At 43.6% G+C, this 18,604-nt stretch carries 13 protein-coding genes; 3 read left to right on the forward strand and 10 right to left on the reverse strand.

Going from position 1 to position 18,604, the window contains the following annotated elements; all coding sequences use genetic code 11:
* Positions 1-11: 11 nt before the first annotated feature.
* From ACPD8L_RS13130 to ACPD8L_RS13150, 5 genes are all read right to left on the reverse strand, one after another.
* Positions 12-3,239, reverse strand: a complete 3,228-nt coding sequence (locus ACPD8L_RS13130) for a SusC/RagA family TonB-linked outer membrane protein (protein ID WP_293304392.1) — start codon at positions 3,237-3,239, stop codon at positions 12-14.
* Positions 3,240-3,509: 270 nt separating this feature from the next.
* Positions 3,510-4,211 (reverse strand): helix-turn-helix domain-containing protein, encoded by a 702-nt coding sequence (locus ACPD8L_RS13135; RefSeq protein ID WP_423943740.1) that lies wholly within the window; start codon positions 4,209-4,211, stop codon positions 3,510-3,512.
* Between the two features lie 169 nt (positions 4,212-4,380).
* Positions 4,381-5,112 (reverse strand): subclass B1 metallo-beta-lactamase, encoded by a 732-nt coding sequence (gene bla / locus ACPD8L_RS13140; RefSeq protein ID WP_293304396.1) that lies wholly within the window; start codon positions 5,110-5,112, stop codon positions 4,381-4,383.
* Positions 5,113-5,140: 28 nt separating this feature from the next.
* Positions 5,141-6,049 (reverse strand): GYDIA family GHMP kinase, encoded by a 909-nt coding sequence (locus ACPD8L_RS13145; RefSeq protein WP_423943742.1) that lies wholly within the window; start codon positions 6,047-6,049, stop codon positions 5,141-5,143.
* Positions 6,049-7,353: a hydroxymethylglutaryl-CoA reductase, degradative gene (locus ACPD8L_RS13150; RefSeq protein ID WP_421810146.1), complete on the reverse strand. Its 1,305-nt coding sequence runs from the start codon at positions 7,351-7,353 to the stop codon at positions 6,049-6,051. The genes ACPD8L_RS13145 and ACPD8L_RS13150 overlap by 1 nt, the downstream gene beginning before the upstream one ends.
* 181 nt (positions 7,354-7,534) lie before the next feature.
* On the opposite strand from ACPD8L_RS13150, the gene ACPD8L_RS13155 reads away from it, so the two are divergent.
* Together ACPD8L_RS13155 and ACPD8L_RS13160 are read left to right on the forward strand one after the other, a co-directional pair.
* Positions 7,535-9,733, forward strand: a complete 2,199-nt coding sequence (locus ACPD8L_RS13155) for a S9 family peptidase (RefSeq protein WP_423943744.1) — start codon at positions 7,535-7,537, stop codon at positions 9,731-9,733.
* A gap of 16 nt (positions 9,734-9,749) precedes the next feature.
* On the forward strand, positions 9,750-11,282 hold the full coding sequence (locus ACPD8L_RS13160) for a peptide MFS transporter (protein ID WP_423943746.1): 1,533 nt from the start codon (positions 9,750-9,752) through the stop codon (positions 11,280-11,282).
* Here ACPD8L_RS13160 and ACPD8L_RS13165 read toward each other — a convergent pair.
* From ACPD8L_RS13165 to surE, 5 genes are read right to left on the reverse strand one after another with little or no spacing between them, the layout of a single operon-like run.
* Positions 11,279-13,285: a ComEC/Rec2 family competence protein gene (locus tag ACPD8L_RS13165; protein WP_423943747.1), complete on the reverse strand. Its 2,007-nt coding sequence runs from the start codon at positions 13,283-13,285 to the stop codon at positions 11,279-11,281. The two genes, ACPD8L_RS13160 and ACPD8L_RS13165, sit on opposite strands and share 4 nt — an antisense overlap.
* Before the next feature lie 17 nt (positions 13,286-13,302).
* The gene (locus ACPD8L_RS13170) at positions 13,303-13,890 is read right to left on the reverse strand and encodes a C40 family peptidase (RefSeq protein WP_421810142.1); all 588 of its coding nucleotides are present in this window, start codon (positions 13,888-13,890) and stop codon (positions 13,303-13,305) included.
* Positions 13,883-14,995 (reverse strand): lipid-A-disaccharide synthase, encoded by a 1,113-nt coding sequence (gene lpxB / locus ACPD8L_RS13175; protein WP_423943749.1) that lies wholly within the window; start codon positions 14,993-14,995, stop codon positions 13,883-13,885. The genes ACPD8L_RS13170 and lpxB overlap by 8 nt, the downstream gene beginning before the upstream one ends.
* Before the next feature lie 20 nt (positions 14,996-15,015).
* Positions 15,016-15,303: a hypothetical protein gene (locus ACPD8L_RS13180; protein WP_116216237.1), complete on the reverse strand. Its 288-nt coding sequence runs from the start codon at positions 15,301-15,303 to the stop codon at positions 15,016-15,018.
* Positions 15,293-16,072: a 5'/3'-nucleotidase SurE gene (gene surE / locus ACPD8L_RS13185; protein ID WP_129653490.1), complete on the reverse strand. Its 780-nt coding sequence runs from the start codon at positions 16,070-16,072 to the stop codon at positions 15,293-15,295. The genes ACPD8L_RS13180 and surE overlap by 11 nt, the downstream gene beginning before the upstream one ends.
* A gap of 202 nt (positions 16,073-16,274) precedes the next feature.
* Between surE and ACPD8L_RS13190 the strand changes: the two genes are divergently transcribed.
* Positions 16,275-18,455, forward strand: a complete 2,181-nt coding sequence (locus ACPD8L_RS13190) for a carboxy terminal-processing peptidase (protein WP_423943751.1) — start codon at positions 16,275-16,277, stop codon at positions 18,453-18,455.
* Positions 18,456-18,604 lie beyond the last annotated feature (149 nt).

The raw sequence follows: 18,604 nt of genomic DNA on the forward strand, positions 1-18,604 counted from the left end.
ACGTTTTTATTCTAAAATTTAACTCTAACACCCATGGTTACCGTAGTCAAAGGCGCATAAATCCTTCTTTGTGAGCTACCATCCTCCCTAACAGATGGGTTGAAGCCCTGTCTAGCGGTTTTGATAGCCAAATTGTCCCCAGATACCCAAATGTTGACATTTTTCAATCCCATTCTTTCAATGTCTTTCTTGGGAAATGTATACCCAACTTTAGCATTGTTGAAGGCTAAATAGTCAGTGCTGATCAACCAGCGGGTGGAGCTGACCCTCTGGTCTTGTCCTGTGGCATCATCCAAGCGGGGAACATCTGTTTCATCACCTGGATTTTGCCATCTTTGGGATATATCCTTGTGAAAGTTGGTTGAGGCAGCACCAAAGTTGTCGCTCATCAATTCTGAATATTGGTTGTCCATAGCCCATCCTCCAATGCTATACGTGAATTGGGCAGAAAAATCGAAGTTCTTTATCTGTGCCGCCAATCTAAATGCCCCCATTAAATCTGGGATTCCAGATTTACCTACGTATTTTTGGGTGGCATTGTTATACGTTTTTGTGGTTTGGCGCTCAACATTGGCATCGGGATTTTCATCCAAATAGGCAAGCATGTCATCAATGCTGTCTTCGCCATCATCTAAAGTACCATTGCTATTGGCATCATTAAAATACTGGTAGTACATTCCAACGCCATCCTCAGGATCTACCCCGGCCCATTCTCGAATGTAGAAGTCATATATGGAACTTCCTTCAGAATATCCGTATGGGGCAGCAGAAGTGTCCAAAATTCTAGGTTCGCCGGTTGAAGGTTCAATGGGCATGGTCAAGATTTCATTGTTCACCCGCGATCCATTGATGGACAAGTCCAATTTAAAATCCTCTTTGTTGAAGATATGTGTGGTAAGGTCAAATTCAAGTCCTTGGTTTAACAACTCACCATCGTTTACAGTTACAATGGCAATCCCTTGGGAAGGTCCCACCCTTCTTGAAAAAATCAGATTATCTGTTTTCTTGCTATAAAAATCCACAACCCCGTCCAAAAACCTTCCAAGGCCGAATTCGATTCCAGTCTGAAACATTTTCGACGTCTCCCACGAAAGCTCTGGATTTCCATTATCCCTTATGGAAAGGGAAATCTGATCGTTAAGGTTGGCAATATTGTAGGTGTCATAAGCCACATAGTAGTCATCATCAACAGCTTGGTCCCCAGTTAGCCCGTAAGATGCCTTGATTTTTAAAAATTTGAAGAAGTCGCTATCGGACATAAAATCTTCATTGGAAATGGCCCAGGCCGCACCCACGGAACCAAAGGTTCCCCATTTTTCATTGATGAATCTGGAAGAGCCATCCCTACGTACCGATGCGGTCAAAAAATATTTCTTGTCAAAGTCATAATTGATTTGCCCAAAATAAGATTCAATGCCATATCCTTCCGAGAATCCAGAGGGAGGTCCTTGGGAAACCACAAAGTTGTTCAGTTCCAAAATTCGTGGGTGTACAGCCAATCTTTTGGAAGCAATGGCTTCCTGCATTTCGTACTGATTGTTTTCGTGTGCTGCGAGAATTTCAAGGGAATGATCGTTAAACTCGTTTTGATAGCGCAAGAGCTTCAAAAAGTTTATCGTTAAAAAATCCCTGTCTCTTTGGTATAGATCACCGCCAGTGGAGATACCTCCGCCATAAAATGGATTGGAGAAAGATTTGTAACGTTCCGTGGCAAATTGGGAACCGAAACGGGTTTCAAAGGTCAATCCTTTCGCCAAGTTCACATGAACAGAAAAGTTGCCATTTATTTCATGCCTGTTCGTTCCCACATGATCATACAGGGCCGATGCTATGGGGTTCAGCTGATCTGCATTGGGCCTAGACCTGAACCCGGAAGCGCTACCATAATCATATTGGTATCCTCCGAAAATGGGATCTTCAACCAATTGATAGTTGTCATCCCTTAGAAATACGGGAAAAATGGGTGCCATCTTATCCGCAAATTCGAACAGATTTTCTGACCCCACAGTTTGCCCATTATTGGTGCTCTTAGAGTAGGCGTATCCTGCATTGACGCCAACTTTCAGCCATTTTTTCACTTGGGAATCGGCATTTAGCCTTGCCGTATACCTTTTGTAACCAGTGTTGATGGCGTATCCATTATCGTCCAAGTATCCTATGGAAGTAAAGTATTTGCTTTTATCATTACCTCCACCCATTCTTAAGTTGGTCTCGGTCCTAATGGCAGCATCGAATGCCAAATCTTCATACCGTTGTGGAGTATACCTTCTAGCAACCCCAGGCCTTACCATCCTAGTGGCGGGGTCTATTAATTCTCCACCATCTGCAGCCTCCCACATGTTATAGCCAATGGGAATATAGTTGTTTGTAAATAGGTTGGCGTTGGCAAACGCTACTGGGTCTGCTTCACCATTGATACTTGCTCTATTCAAAATCCCTTCCCAGACATAACCCACATATTCTTCGGGTGAAGTAATGACATCATATCTTGGAATCAATTGCATATTGAATCCTGATTTGACGTCTATTTCGACATATGATTCACTCGTAGAGCCCGACTTTGTGGTTATCAATACAACACCATTGGCGCCGCGAGAACCGTAAATAGCTGTTGCAGTAGCATCTTTTAATATAGTAGTACTTTGAATATCAGCTGGGTTAATGGAATTGATACTTCCAGAAAAAGGCACTCCATCCACAACATATAAAGGGTCCCGGTTTCCGTTAACTGATCCATATCCTCTGATTCGTATGGTTGAAGACGTACCTGGCTGTCCGGATTGATTGATTACCGTCACACCGGCAACCTCACCCGCCAATGCTTGGGAAACATTGGAAAAGGATTTGACTTCCAAAGCCTCAGCTTTTACCACTGATGCTGTACCGGCAAATGCCTGCTTGGTCGTTGTTCCATAACCAACCACCACCACCTCTTCCAAAGCTTGGGCATCTTCCTGCATCTGTACATTGATGACATTACGGGCCCCAACGGCCATACGGACATCTTGCTGCCCTAAATAGGTGAACAGCAAGGTTTGACCTTGGCTGGCAGTGATGGCATAGTTTCCATCAAAGTCGGTTTGGGTACCGGTATTGGTTCCCGAAACAACAATATTAACGCCAGGCAGGGGCAGTCCATTTTGGTCGGTAACCGTTCCGGTAACCGTTTTTTCCTGTGCAAGTGCTATGGTACAAGTACATATGAACAGCACTAGCATCATCCATTTTTTTGCTCTCATTAAAGAATTTTTAGTTAATAGTTAGTTAGTGCAATCCATCAAAGCAGGAGATAGAACATTATCTTAAATCAAGCTAATTCAAGCTGATAAGAATAAAACCTGTTATTGTATGGGAGGGTTTTAGTACTCCTGCCCTGAAGATTGCCGAGCAAAAAAAAAGAAAGAAAACAGGGGTATTGTTAAGGTTTAAGAACCTTTACCAAAATGCCGAACAAGATTAACATTGACAGGTGTCAGACTAAAAAAGGCATTGAAAATGGGACAGGGGTATCATCCATGGGCATTCATCATCATTTCATCCAAAAACTCGGTAGGCGTGGTGTGGGTAAACTTTTTAAAGGCTTTGTAGAACGATACCCTATTGTTGAAACCACATAGATAAGCTATGTCGGAGATGGATTGGGAAGAGGTTTCAAAACCGGAGGAACGCAGTTTGCTTTTTGCTTCCTCTATTCTATGGGCATTGATGTAATCATAAAATCCCATATTAAAATGTGCATTGATGACCTGTGAGGCATGGTGTCTGGAAACATCAAGTAAATCTGCAATGTCATCCAATCTTAGTTCGTGGTTCAGGTAGGGTTTTTTGGTGACCATCAACTCTTCCAATTTTTGTTTCAATTCCAAGGAGAAGGTTTCTGAGAGACCTGTTTTTCCATACTTGTTCTTTGAATCTGAAAACCTGTTTTCCCTTTTTGTTTTTCCATTATCAATTGTCTCATTGAAGTAACCATAAACCATGATGGCATAGAATATCAAAGGGATGAACTGGACATAACTCAGAAGTACAAATAACCCATCATTAAATTTGGTCCAACTGTAAAGGGTCAATAGAATATTGTAAAGTACAAATGACATGAACAGGAAAAACAACTTTTTGGACTTTTTCTCCCGTTCTTTCAGAAAGAGTGTCATGGCCAACAAGAAGGTCAGTAGCGAAAACAACAATAAGGCATATTCCCAAAATACCATAGCGGCTTCTTTTATAAGGTTATTGGGCAACAGCTATGCATGGGGTTCGCTCCCAAGATGAGAAAAACCCTTCAATTTTATGACCGCCAATTGACGAATACCCTGTTTGAGTTCACGAAATGGCCAAAATGAAAGGTTTTGTGTTAAAATGTATCGGGATTACTAAGGTTTAATCCGTGAAGAGCGCCATGGTAAAATCCAACAGTTCAGCATCACCGGGTTTTCCATGTCCGGGGATTATAATGCCAGCCTTGGGGTATTTGGATTTTAAATCTTGTACAGTATGGGGCCATGCCTCTGTATTGGCATCTTCCAGGTTTCCTTTTCCGGCTCCCAGTGATTTTATCAAACATCCACCAAACAGTACTTCTTCACTGGGAAAGTAACCAATGCTGTTGTCTTGGGTGTGGCCTTCGCCCACATAATCCAGAATTACTTTTTTATCGCCAAGGGTCAGTTCTTTGGTGCCCATAAATCCATTTTGAGGTATGGGATGCCCCTTTGCAGTGGCCAATTCTATGGTTTTTTCAGTGGCGTATGAGGGAATATTCCTCTTATGGAAGGCTTGCAACCCTCCTAAACAATCAGTGTGAAAATGGGTGGCAACAATTCCCTTTACAGTAGAGCCCAGTTCTTCTTCGACCCATTGGATAAGTTCTTCGGATTCCACATCGGTGTTGGGGGTATCAAAGATGATGGCTTCGCCCTGATCTACTACGATCATACCGTTGCAGGCCACTTTTCCAAAATCTTGGGTGTTCAGATAGGTAATGTGCCGAAAGGAGTGTTCGGTCAGCTGCTCTACCACAAGTTGGTCGCTTTCATAGCGAAGGGCAGTCTTTTTTGGGGAACAGCCCAAAAGGACAAAAATGAAAATAGTGTATGAAACGAATTTTTTCATGATAAAATGTTTTTGAAAATGGGATAAATCACAACACCATTCTGGAAAACGGGATGATCGTTTGGAATCCTTTGCCCCTAAAATAATCCAAAGTGTTCCCATTTCCCACGACCAATACAAAATCTCCGCCCCAAGCTCCAAGACTTTTAATGGCATTGGGGTAATCGGGGAAAAGTCGTGATTTCACCGTTGGGATTTGGAGAATATGGGATAGAATAGCCTCATGTTCTACCATCAAAATTTCAAATTTGGTCAAATCGTTTTCCGAGACCATTTTTTGAGAGATCGTGGAAATACTGTTCAGCAAATCGTCCTTGTTGAATTGCTGTTTCCTATAGTTGGCAATGGCCTCTTTGCTGCTTTGCTTTTGGTTGAGATGTATAAAATAAAGGGACTCCTTAAAAATGGGCTCAAAGGCTACTTCGGTGACTTCTGGTTTGCCGTTTTTTAGTTGGTAGGTGATGGGCAAATCGTGCTGGGCACAAGCAATATCATACCCGCTACCCCCAAAGGCATTCCACAACAATGCGTAGGCATCTACCTGGGCCCATTGTGCCATATTGTTGATCAATGTTGATGAAGTACCTAGCCCCCAAGACCTGGGGAAACCGAGTTTTGTGTTCACTTGTGTTCCTTTACTTGTCAATAAAAAACGGGGGTTTTGTACCCTAGCTTCGTTAAGTAGGCCCGTTAAGGTTGTTGCAATTTTCCCGTCTGAAGTGGAAATCGTTTTAAGGCCATCCAAATCCAACACCGCCTGAAACCAGATTTTGCCTTTCTCATCATGACTGTTCCATTCCAGCAGACCAGTTTCTGTAGCCAATACTTCAAGGGATTGCCCATATTGGGTAGGGACGGCCAGACCCAAAGCTCCATCCAAAATGGCGTACTCGCCCGAAAGCAACAACTTGCCATTGCTATGGAATTTCGTCTGCATTATTGGGATTGGATCTTTTCCAACGCCTCTTTTACCGAAGCATTGGTCACGGTTCGGTCCTTGAAATACTGGACCAATTGTTGTTTTTCACTTTCTGAGGCTCCCATTTGGTTGAGCATGTTCATCAAGTGCATTTTCATATGCCCTTTTTGGATACCGGTGGTGACCAGTGATCGCAGTGCAGCAAAATTCTGGGCCAATCCAGCAACGGCCACAATCTGCATCAGTTCCTTGGCGGTTGGTTTTTGAAGGATTTCCAGCCCCAATTTCACCAAGGGGTGCAAGGAGGTGAGTCCGCCCACTGTACCCAATGCCAAGGGCAGTTCAATCCAAAAGGTAAAGATTCCATCTTTGATGGAAGCATGGGTAAGGCTGGAATACTGTCCATCTTTGGAAGCATAGGCATGTACTCCGGCTTCCACGGCCCTAAAATCGTTTCCTGTGGCCAAGACCACTGCATCCACTCCGTTCATGATTCCCTTATTGTGGGTCACGGCACGGTAGGGTTCCGCCTTGGCGATGTTCACGGCCCGCACAAATTTTTCGGCGGATATTCCACCTTCTTCAAATTGTGCAATGGGACAGCTTACTTCGGCGCGTACCAAACATTGGGGCACATAGTTGGAAAGAATACTCATGACCACTTCAATCTGCTGTTCCTCAGGACTGAAGTTGGCATATGAAGCTGCTTCATCCTTCAGGATTTTGGCAAATTGCTCCAAACACGAATTGATGAAATTGGCCCCCATGGCATCCAGGGTCTCGAACGTACAATGCAATTGATGGTAGCCTTCTATTTTGTCACTGAGGTCCCGTAATTCTATATTCTTGATACCACCACCACGCTTTTCCATGTTTTGGGTGATGGAAGATACACCTTGGATGAGCTTCGGTTTTAGCGCTTCAAAAAAATGTTGGAGTTTTTGTACATCTCCCTTATATATAAAATGTACCTGCCCCACCTTTTCAGTGTCAATGACTTTGGCCTTGAACCCGCCTCGGTCCAACCAGAATTTGGCGGCCTTACTGGCGGCGGCCACTACGGAACTTTCCTCAATAGCCATGGGAATGACATACAATTTTCCGTTGATCAAAAAATTGGGCGCTACGGCAAAAGGGAGGTAATAATTGGAAATGGTGTTTTCTATGAACTCGTCATGCAGCTTCTGGACCGCAGGGTCCGGATTCCAATACTGCTCCAGTAATTTTTTGGAGGCTTCGGGGTCTTTGGTGAAGTGCTCGGCAATATAGGCTATCTTTTCGGCCTTGGAGCGTTTGGAAAAACCTTCAACAGGGGTGTCCATAGTGTTTGGTTAAAGGGTTCAAATATAAAGATAATTGTACTTTTCGATATCCGGATTGTACTCGGGATGGTCTATAAAGAGCTTTTTTAGGAAATCAATTCTTGTTGCAAATGCAACATTTAAGTTTATTTTTCCGATAAATATTAGTAAACTTGACGGTTTTAAATAATTTTTTCTCCACATGAACAAACAGTTCCTCTTGATCCTATCCCTTTTAGGATGTTTGACTTTTTCAACCGCTCAAAAGAAAAAAATCTCCCTTGAAGAAATTTGGGGAGGGGAATTTAGGACCGAGTACATGGACGTGCTTCGTTCCATGAAAAATGGAAAGCAGTACACCATCTTGAATTTTATGCGTTCCCCCCAGACCAGTAGTTTGGACAAGTATGACTATGGGACCTTGAAAAAGGTGGAAACCATAGTGGCTTCGGGAGGTACGGTGCCCTTCTTTACATCGTACACCTTCAGTGAGGATGAATCAAAGATAATGTTGGCCACAGAGGTCGAGCCGATTTTCAGAAGATCTAGATTGGGAATATACTATGTATATGATATCGCATCCAAGAGCATGACAAAGGTCAGCGATACCAAGATCCAAGAACCCATGTTGTCCCCTGACGGATCCAAAGTGGCTTATGTGGATAACAACAACCTATATATATTCAACGTAGCTTCCAAGACGGCAGAACAAATCACCACGGATGGGAGCAAGGGAACCATCATCAACGGGGTCACGGATTGGGTATATGAGGAGGAATTTGCCTTTGTCCGTGCCTTTGAGTGGAACAGCGATGGGTCCAAAATTGCCTTTTTACGATTTGACGAAACCGAAGTGCCCCTATTCTCCATGGATGTTTATGGTCAAGGGCTCTATCCATTTCCGTATGAATTTAAATACCCCAAAGCCGGAGAGAACAATTCTATAGTAACCTTACACATGCTGGATGTGGAGTCAGGTTCCATTTCCAAGGTGGATTTGGGCAATCCCTACTACATTCCTCGCATTAAATGGATGAACAGTCCAGATCATTTGAGTGTACAGACCATCAACCGACACCAAAACCATATTAAACTGTTGGATGTTGACGCCAAGGACAACTCGGTTTCCATTTTGTTGGAAGAAAAGGACAAGGCCTATGTGGATATTGATGACGATCTTACCTTTTTGCCCGACGATAGTTTTATCTGGACCAGTGAAGGGGACGGTTTCAACCACTTGTACCTGTATAACAAAAAGGGTAAACTGAAAAATCAAATAACTGAAGGACCTTGGGAGGTGACCCAGTATTATGGCTATGATGAGGCCAATGACAAAATTTATTATCAATCTGTGGAAAACGGTTCCATTAATCGGGACGTTTACAGCATCGCTAGCTCTGGAAAGGATAAAAAGCGATTGAGCAACAAGGAAGGAACCAATTCAGCCGCATTCAGTGCGGATTATACCTATTACATCAACACCTTTTCCAGTGCCATAACGCCTTACGAGTTCACCTTGCATCAAGTGGCCCAAGGCAAGCGTATGAAAGACTTTAAAGAAGACAATGAGCTCATCAGCAAAGGCCGTTTGATCAAGGACAATGCAGCTTTGTTGAAAAAATTGGAGGGATATGATTTGGTTCCCAAGGAGTTTTCAACCATCAACATCAATGGGAACGACCTGAACATGTGGATGATGAAACCGGCCGATTTCGACCCTGCAAAAAAATACCCTATGATCATGTTCCAATATAGTGGCCCAGGTTCGCAGCAAGTGGCCAATAGCTGGTTGGGCAGCAATGATTATTGGCACGAGATGTTGGCCTCCGAAGGCTACATTGTGGTATGTGTGGATGGAAGGGGAACAGGTTATAAAGGGCGTGACTTTAAAAAAGTAACCTATCTGAACTTGGTAAAATATGAAACCGAAGATCAGATAGCCGCCGCAAAAAAATTGAGTGAGCTGCCTTATGTAGACGAAAACCGAACCGGAATATGGGGTTGGAGCTTTGGAGGGCATATGAGCACCAATTGCTTGTTAAAAGGGAATGATGTCTTTGAAATGGGCATTGCAGTGGCCCCGGTGACCAACTGGAGGTTCTACGATACCATTTACACCGAACGTTTTTTGCGTACCCCTGAAGAAAATCCCGAAGGGTATGACAATGAGTCTCCATTCAACTATCCCGAACTGCTCAAGGGGAAGTACCTATTGGTCCATGGTTCTGGGGACGACAATGTGCATGTGCAGAACTCCATGAGGATGATAGAAGCCTTGGTACAGGCCAATAAGCCCTTTGATTGGGCCATTTATCCCGATAAGAACCATGGTATTTATGGGGGCAATACCCGATTGCACCTGTTCACCAAAATGACCAATTTCATCAAGGAAAATTTGTAACCAAACGTAAAAAGATATGTCAGATATTGTAAAACCAGCCAGTGAAAAGACCCTTTTTGGGCACCCACAAGGGCTTTTCTATCTATTTTTTGCTGAACTGTGGGAGCGTTTCAGTTTTTATGGGATGCGGGCCCTGCTTACACTCTACATGGTCAATGTTATTTTTGAGGCATTGTCCACCCGTGATTATGCAGCGGCAGCGGTTTATGCGTCCTACGGGTCATTGGTCTATGCTTCTACAGTAATCGGAGGAAAGATTTCAGATTCCATTTTGGGCATGCGGGCCTCTATTTTCTTGGGAGGTATTTTAATGGCCTTGGGTCATTTTGTATTGGCCATAGAAAACAATGCAGCTTTCTTTTTGGCCTTGGCTTTTATTATTGTGGGCAATGGATTCTTCAAACCCAACATCTCAACTTTTGTGGGAACGTTGTACAAGGATGGTGATACCCGAAAAGATTCAGGTTTCACCATTTTTTATATGGGGATAAACATTGGAGGGTTTATTTCGCCATTGCTGTGCGGTTGGTTGGGACAGACTTACGGTTGGCATTACGGATTTGGTCTGGCTGGAATAGGCATGTTGACCGGATTGTTGTTTTTCTGGAGCGGTATCAAGAAAAATGTATTTGGCGATGGAGGTAAACCGCCCAGTGTTGAAGTATATGAAAAGAAAGTTTGGGGAATTCCACAAAAACATCTGATACCCATCATAGCCTTTTTGTCGGCACCATTGATTGCCTATTTGCTCTATTCGTACAAATCCCTTGGTGGGGAAGGTTCCTTTTTTGAAGACCAGAACATTGTCAATGTATTGTTTAAACTGATAGGGATTGCTATCCTTATATACATGGTCAATATTATGCTCAAAGCTACCTTGGACGAACGTAAAAAACTCTTTATGGCCATTTTGATTACGTTCTTTATGACCATATTTTGGGGATTCCATGAGCTTCATGGTAGTGTAATCACCCTTTTTGCCGCAAGGAATGTCAACCTTTCTTTGATCAATGCGAGCCAGACGAATGCCTTGAATTCCATGTTCATTGTTATTCTTTCCATACCCATATCGGTTATGTGGACGTATATGGCCAAGAAGAAAATCAACCCAAGGACACCATACAAATTTGGTATGGGGCTGGTATTGGCCGGGTTGGCTTTTTATGTGGTTTCCTTGAGTGGGGGTAGTGCGGATGAAAATGGGATGGTTCCCTTTTCCTATTTGCTTGCTTTGTACTTCTTGATTTCAGTAGGGGAATTGTTCATGTCGCCCGTAGGGCTTTCCAAAATAACCGACCTTTCACCCAAACGTATTGTGGCATTTATGATGGGGATATGGTTCTTGTCATCGGCCTATGCGTTCCAAATAGTAGGGTTCATCTCCAAGCAATTGGCCATTGAGAGTACCGATAGCAACGTGGGCGGTTTCGATACCTTGAATGTGTATTTGGATGGTTTTAGTCTCATTGCCAAATATTCCTTGGTAGCGGGTGTAGTGGTGCTGATTTTTGCACCATTGATGAAACGCTTGATGGGGAACGTCCACTAATCCGTATCAAAATCAAAAACATAATATCCCTTTTCGCCGGTGTGGTGGAAAGGGATTTCTTTTTGGGCACAAGTCCGTTTCCAACGGGATACGTAGCTGGGATAGTTGCTGCCATCGGCCAGTACCATTTTGGGACGAACGGAATCCAAAAAACGCTCCAGATTGATTTTTGGGGACTGGGTGAACAGGACAAAATCTTGATTTCTTTCTATGGGGTAAATCCCTAAACTGTCTATGATGTATAACTTTTTTTGACCGATGGAGTAATTGTTCTTGAGCTGCGTGTTGTCAATGCTCTTGATTCGCTCTGCGACCAAATAATCCTGAGCAATACGGCCTACATTAACACTGTCCTGTGCATATATGTGCAGAGCGTTCCCTAGTTGGTGCAGCAAGATGGAGTTTCGGGATCTGTGGACCAAGACCAAGGCTTCTTTTTGCCGGAGTTGTATCTGGTTCCAAATGCCCCAAGTTTGAAAAGCAATGATGGCACTACATAAAATTAAAGTGGGTTTCAGTTTTGGTTGAGATAGGAATACGACCAAGGAAATTACGATAGCGTATCCTAAAACCAACTGGACATCATCAAACGGAATATCCTTGATCACAAATTCCTCTTGTTGGGCCACCCAACCCACGATGGAATTCATGATTTGTATGACCCAATTGTAGGAAACCACCAAAAAAGTAGGAAGCTGATTCAGTAAGGCCAAAGCCATGGCCAAAATGCCAAGACCCAAAATCAACCCCAAAAATGGAATGATCAAAAGGTTGGATACAAAAAACAAAGCAGGGAATTGGTGAAAATAGAACAGGCTAATGGGCAATACTCCCAATTGGGCGGCCAAGCTCACGGACAATAATTGCCATGTTTTTCGGACGATGATATGCTCCGGGAACCAAAACCGCTGCAATTTTGGATAGATCCAAACAATGGCAAAAACAGCAGCGTAACTCATTTGAAACCCTACTTGAAATAAGAAAAGAGGCTTTATCAACAAAATAAACCACATGGAAAGGGCAATGATATTAAAGACGTTGGTAGGGCGGTTCAAATACAGGGCATAGGCTACAAAGGAAAACATGGTAACAGCCCGTACAATGGAAGGGGAGAGTCCGGCCACAAAGGCATATGCCCACAATAGGACGACCACGCCGACCAGTTTTAAGGTTTTTCCCTTAGGGAAACGCTCCAGAGGTGACAACAAAAACTGAAAGATGAAAAGCAGGATACCCACATGCAGTCCCGATACTGCCAAGATATGTATGGCGCCTGCGTTGGCATAATTGTTATAGGTGCTTTCCGAAATGTCGTCCCGTTGTCCCAACAACAAGGCTTGGATAACGGCCAGTTCGTCTGCACCGAAAGGATACTCTTTCAGTTTTGCGATGAGGTGTTCCCTAAAATTTGAGGCCAACCCAACTATGGTCAAAGAGGATGTTTCCTGCACGACAATGGATTCATGACCCGTCCGTATCTGATGAAAAATGCCCTGCTTTCCCAGATAGTCCTTGTAATTGAACTGATGCGGATTCAGGGGAGGTTGAATGATTTCCGCCTTGGAGAATACAAAAAGCTCATCATCAATCTTAAAGTTCTTTTTGGTGGAATCCACAGGAAGGCTGAGCAATAATTTGCCTGTTGCCTTTTTATGTTCTAGACCTTCAATTTCAACGACATAGCGTTGGGTGTAGGGATTGGGTTTTAAGACCTCCCTTACCTTCAGCTGCCATAATTGGTCTTGGGTAAAATGGTTATGCGAATAATGGCTCCCCAAATGGTTGGAGAGGGATAGGCCAACCACCAAAACACCTAAGGATATGGTTATGAGAAGGGTGGTAAACTCAAAAAAAGGAACGCCATTCCTTGCCTGCCTTTTATTTGCATAATAGAGAACAGGGAACAGCACAATAATCGCTATAAACGGGATGTGGGGAGCGATATCCAGATAAAAGCCCAAAACAATTCCCACAATGAGGAACACTGTGAGTTTGATGGACACAAAATTAAACGAGCGCACTATAAGATACGCATGGCCTTTACAAAGGCATAGTTCCAATATCCCTCCCGTAATGAGGATACCAAAACGCCCCTTGAGGTCGTGGCATGAATAAATTTGATCTCATCTCCATCCACGTCCACCACAAGGCCCACATGGTTGATGCGTTTTCCAGTTTTACTGGTCTTAAAAAAGAGCAGATCGCCCTTTTGTACGTCGTCCACCTGTACTTTTTTGCCTTCCAAGGCCATTTGGTACGAAGTTCTAGGAAATAGGATTTCGTTTTCCTTGAGGGAAACATAGACCAATCCAGAACAATCCATACCTTTTTTGGTGGTGCCCCCGTACTTGTAGCGCGTTCCAGAAAATTCCATAGCGGTGGAAATGATGGCCTCGGCCTTGGCATTTTCACGTTCTTCCTTTCTGGTTTTCTTTTCGGGGGATGTCTCTTCTGTGGACCCCTCTACCGTAACGGTTCGGGTCTTGCTGTAGGTTCGTTTTCTCTTGCCCGGGCCGCAACCGATCAGGACAAAAAGAAACAGTAAGAAAATGGTTTTGCGTAACATCCAAGAAATAGTATTGTTTTCTTGGAAGATAAAACTAAGCATTTTCAACGATTAATTGGGCAGCCAATTGACTGGCACCTTTTCCACCCAATTTTTTTCGAAGCGATTCGTAGTCCTCTAAAATTCGCTCCCGCTCTTGCCCTGCCACTATTTTTGAAAGCTCTTTTTTGAGGTTTTTGGTGGTCAGGTCATTTTGGATGAGCTCTTTGACCACTTCCCTGTCCATAATAAGATTGACCAATGAAATAAAGTCCAGGGTGATGATGCGTTTGGCAATTTGGTACGAAATCCAGTTGCCCTTATAGCAGACCACTTGGGGGATGCCAAAAAGGGCCGTTTCCAAAGTGGCCGTCCCACTGGTCACTAGTGCCGCATGGGAATGTTTGAGCAAGGAATAGGTTTTGTTGGATACATAGCCCACCCTATTTTCCTTTAGGAAAGGAGCGTAAAATTCATCCGGTAGGCTTGGGGCACCCGCAATAACAAATTGATATTCGGGAAAATCACTTTTTACGGATAGCATCACGTCCAACATTTTTTGGACCTCCTGTTTCCTACTTCCGGGAAGTAGGGCAATGATGGGTTTCTGAGCATCCAATCCATTTTCCTTTCTGAAAGTGGCCTCGTCCACCAAAGGGGTGTTCTCTATGGCATCGATAAGGGGGTGCCCCACAAACTGCACGGGGTATCCATGTTTTTTTTCATAGAACTCCTTTTCAAAAGGAAGGATGACGTACATGGCATCAATATCACGCTTGATTTTTTGGATGCGCCCCTCCCGTGAGGCCCAAATTTGAGGGGAAATATAATAGTTGGTTCTAAATCCGTTTTGTTTGGCCCATTTAGCAATCCGAAGATTAAAGCCGGAAAAATCAATGAAAATGATGACATCCGGATTGAATTTTTCAATGTCTTCCTTGCAAAAAGCGATGTTTTTAAAAATGGTTGGGATGTTCATGATCACCTCAAGAAATCCCATAAAGGCCATGTCTTTGTAATGCTTGGCCAATTGTCCCCCGGCTTTCTGCATCAAATCACCGCCCCAACAACGGATATCCGCATCAAGATCTTCTTGCTTCAGTGCCTTGATGAGGTTGGAGCCGTGCAGATCGCCGGAAGCCTCACCCGCTATGATATAATACTTCATCGTATAATGCTCAAGTTCAATTAGAACAAAACTTTGTAGGCCAAAATCACCAAGGCGGTCAGTAATGTGGCAATCATGACCCCTCTTGCCCTCAAATCCCGCTTAATGCGGAGAAACCCAAAGAATGCGATCAGGTTCAAAATGGCGCCCAAGGCCAATAAACTGCCAATATGACCTTGTTCCACTGCAGCATTGAAGGTGTCCACAATACCGATATCGGAAAACAAAAGAATGTATAGTAAAGTGCCGAAAGTGTTTGCTATGATACCCACAACAAAACCAATAATGATTTCCTTTTTAGTGTCCATTCAAGTTCCAGTTGTTTATGTTCGATATGGCATGGTGGGCCGTAAGGTCAAATTGGGTGGGAACCACCGAAATATAACCGTTGGCCAACGCCCATTCATCCGTATCCTCTCCTTTGTCCAAAAGTTCAAATTCGCCTGTTAGCCAGTAGTAATCCTTTCCCGATGGACTGGTACGCTTGTCAAACTCTTCCTTCCAATTCCCCCTCGCCTGCCTACAAACCTTGATGCCTTTGGGTTCTTCAGAGGTTTTGGGAATGTTCACATTGAGCACGGTTCCCTTTGGGATTCCGTTGGCCAAGGCCTCGACCACAATTTTTTTGATAGGTTTTAGGGAAGGCTCAAAATTGGCCTCCCATGAATAATCGCAAAGGGAAAACCCAATGGCAGGAATCCCCTCGATACCTGCCTCTATGGCAGCACTCATGGTACCGGAGTAGATAACATTGATGGAAGAGTTGGAACCGTGGTTGATGCCACTCACACAAATATCCGGTTTTCGGTCCAGGATTACCCGAAGGGCCAATTTTACACAATCCGCAGGGGTGCCACTACAGCTATATTCAAACGGAGCCCCCTCTTTGTGGTCCACTACCACCTTTTTGGAGAACAGGGTGCTATCCACCGTAATGGCATGTCCCATGCCCGATTGGGGGCTGTCCGGGGCCACCACAATAACGTCTCCTATTTCTTTCATGGTCCGTATCAGGGCCCTAAGACCTGGAGCGGTGATTCCATCATCATTGGTGACCAGGATAAGCGGTTTTTCCATTTCGTATAATTAATGGCATAAAAATACGTTTTTCATAAGGATATGAGGCCCCGACCGTTTAACAAAAAATTAAGCGGACCTGTAAGGAACTGGCACGGTTTTTTCAGTATCTTAGGGAATTCATACAATTAAAAACGACGGAAACCGCAATCTAAACCCAGCCTATTATGGTCGGATAGTTTCGGTCCGATAAAAACATATTATGAAGAAGAACTTCGTTTTGGCACTTTTGGTGATACTTGTAGCTGTCGCCTCTTGTAGCTTTACCAATAAGTCTTTTGAGAGCGATGACAAGGACAAATTACTGTTGGATTTGATTACCTATGTCTTGGAGCGGGGCCATTATGAGCCCAAAGATCTGGACGATACCTTTAGCTCCAATGTTTTTGATGATTTTATAGATATCATAGACCCCACAAAAAGGTATTTCCTGGAAAGTGATGTCAGGGAATTTGAAAAGTACCGATTTATGATCGATGATGAGATCAGGAATACGGACATCACTTTTTTCAATGTGGTGTATCAACGTTTGATGGTACGGATGAACGAGGCCAAGGAGATTTATAAGGAAGTACTTGCCGAACCATTCGACTATACCCTTGACGAGGTGATTGACATTGAATATGACAAGCAAGAGTTTGCCGCCAATAAAAAACAGCTCAAGGAACGTTGGAGAAAACAACTTAAATACAACACCTTGGCCGTTTTTGAAAACAAGGTGGAGAATCGTATTTCCGATGCCACACAAGGGGATGGTCCCCAAGCTTCGGCAGATGTTTTGGTCAAATACAACGAGATTCCAACTTCAGTGGACAGAGCACTTACGGAGGAAGAGGCACGTGAAAATACCAAGAACACCTTGGATGAGTTCTTCGATTTTGTGGGTGATTTGGAAAGGAAAGATTGGTTTGTGCAGTACATCAACACCATAGTGGAAGAGTTTGATCCACATACCTTTTACTTCGCTCCAGAAGAAAAAGAGCGTTTTGATATTGGGATGTCCGGTAAGTTTGAAGGTATCGGGGCCCGTTTGCAAAAAAGACCTGAAGGCGCAAAAATTGTAGAGATCATTTCAGGAGGACCTGTTTGGAGAGATCAAACCTTGGAAGTAGGGGATGAAATCCTAAAAGTAGGGCAAGATGGCGAAGAACCCATTGATATTGTGGGAATGCGCCTTGATGACGCCATTAAACTGATCAAGGGCCCCAAAGGGACCATTGTGGACCTTACCGTAAGAAGGGTCGATGGGACCATTGAAGTGGTGTCCATTGTCAGGGATGTTGTGGAGTTGGAAGAATCCTATGCCAAATCAGCGACCATAAAGACAGATGATGCCCACAAGTTTGGGCTTATCAACTTACCCAAGTTTTATATCGATTTTGAGGACTATACAGAAAGAAATGCCGCAACCGATGTGGCCAAGGAAGTGGAGCGACTCAAAGAAGCAGGAGCAGAAGGAATTGTTCTCGATCTAAGAGACAATGGTGGTGGATCTTTGAAAACCGTGGTGGAAATGGCCGGGTTGTTCATCAAGGACGGACCTATAGTCCAAGTACGTTCCTCAGGTCAGCGTAAAGAAGTACATGAAGATAAGGATGAGCGCATCCAATGGGATGGACCATTGGTGATTCTCGTCAATGAACTATCCGCTTCAGCATCCGAAATTTTGGCCGCGGCCATGCAGGATTACAAGCGTGCCGTGATCATAGGAAGCAAGCAGACCTTTGGTAAGGGAACCGTTCAGAATGTGATTCCTTTGGACAACATTGTGCGAAGCAACGAGCATGGTGATTTGGGAGCCATAAAATTGACCACCCAAAAATTCTATCGCATCAATGGAGGCTCTACCCAATTGGAAGGGGTAAAGAGTGATATCGTTGTTCCGGACAGGTACAGCTATATTGATTTGGGAGAAAGAGATCAGGAAAACCCATTGGGTTGGGATAAGATCACTCCGGCCGACTACAAGGTGTGGGATGGTTACATCGATTTTGAGACCACCGTTGCCAATAGTAAAAAGCGGATGGAAAACAATGCCCAGATCAAACTTATCGAAGAGAATGCCAAATGGTTGAAGGAGCAACAGGATGAAACTGTAATTTCTTTGAATTATGACACCTATATCGGTAGGGAAAATGAAGCAAAGAAACGCTCCGAAAGCTTCAAGACCTTAAGGGATTATGATTCCAAATTGGCTTTTGAGTCCTTGGAGTATGAAACCGAGTTGTTCACCCAAGATTCCGTTTTGCGGGAGAAAAGGGATAGATGGCACAAGAGTCTGGCCAAGGATATTTATGTGGAAGAAGCCGTTAATGTACTCAAAGACCTTAAAATGAACAATATTAAGAACAATGAGCGCAAATTGGCCAGCGTAAAAGGATAATAAAAATTATAAATAGATATAAAAGCCGACCCATTTGGGTCGGCTTTTATGTTTTATGGTACGCTGTAGCATGTAAAAGTCTTCTTGGTCAATGACTTCAAGAAGTTGTTATTTCATTTGAAGTGGATTAAACTACAGGTTCCGAAGGG

This window comes from Flagellimonas algicida, from assembly GCF_049629585.1.
Classification (GTDB): Bacteria; Bacteroidota; Bacteroidia; order Flavobacteriales; family Flavobacteriaceae; genus Flagellimonas.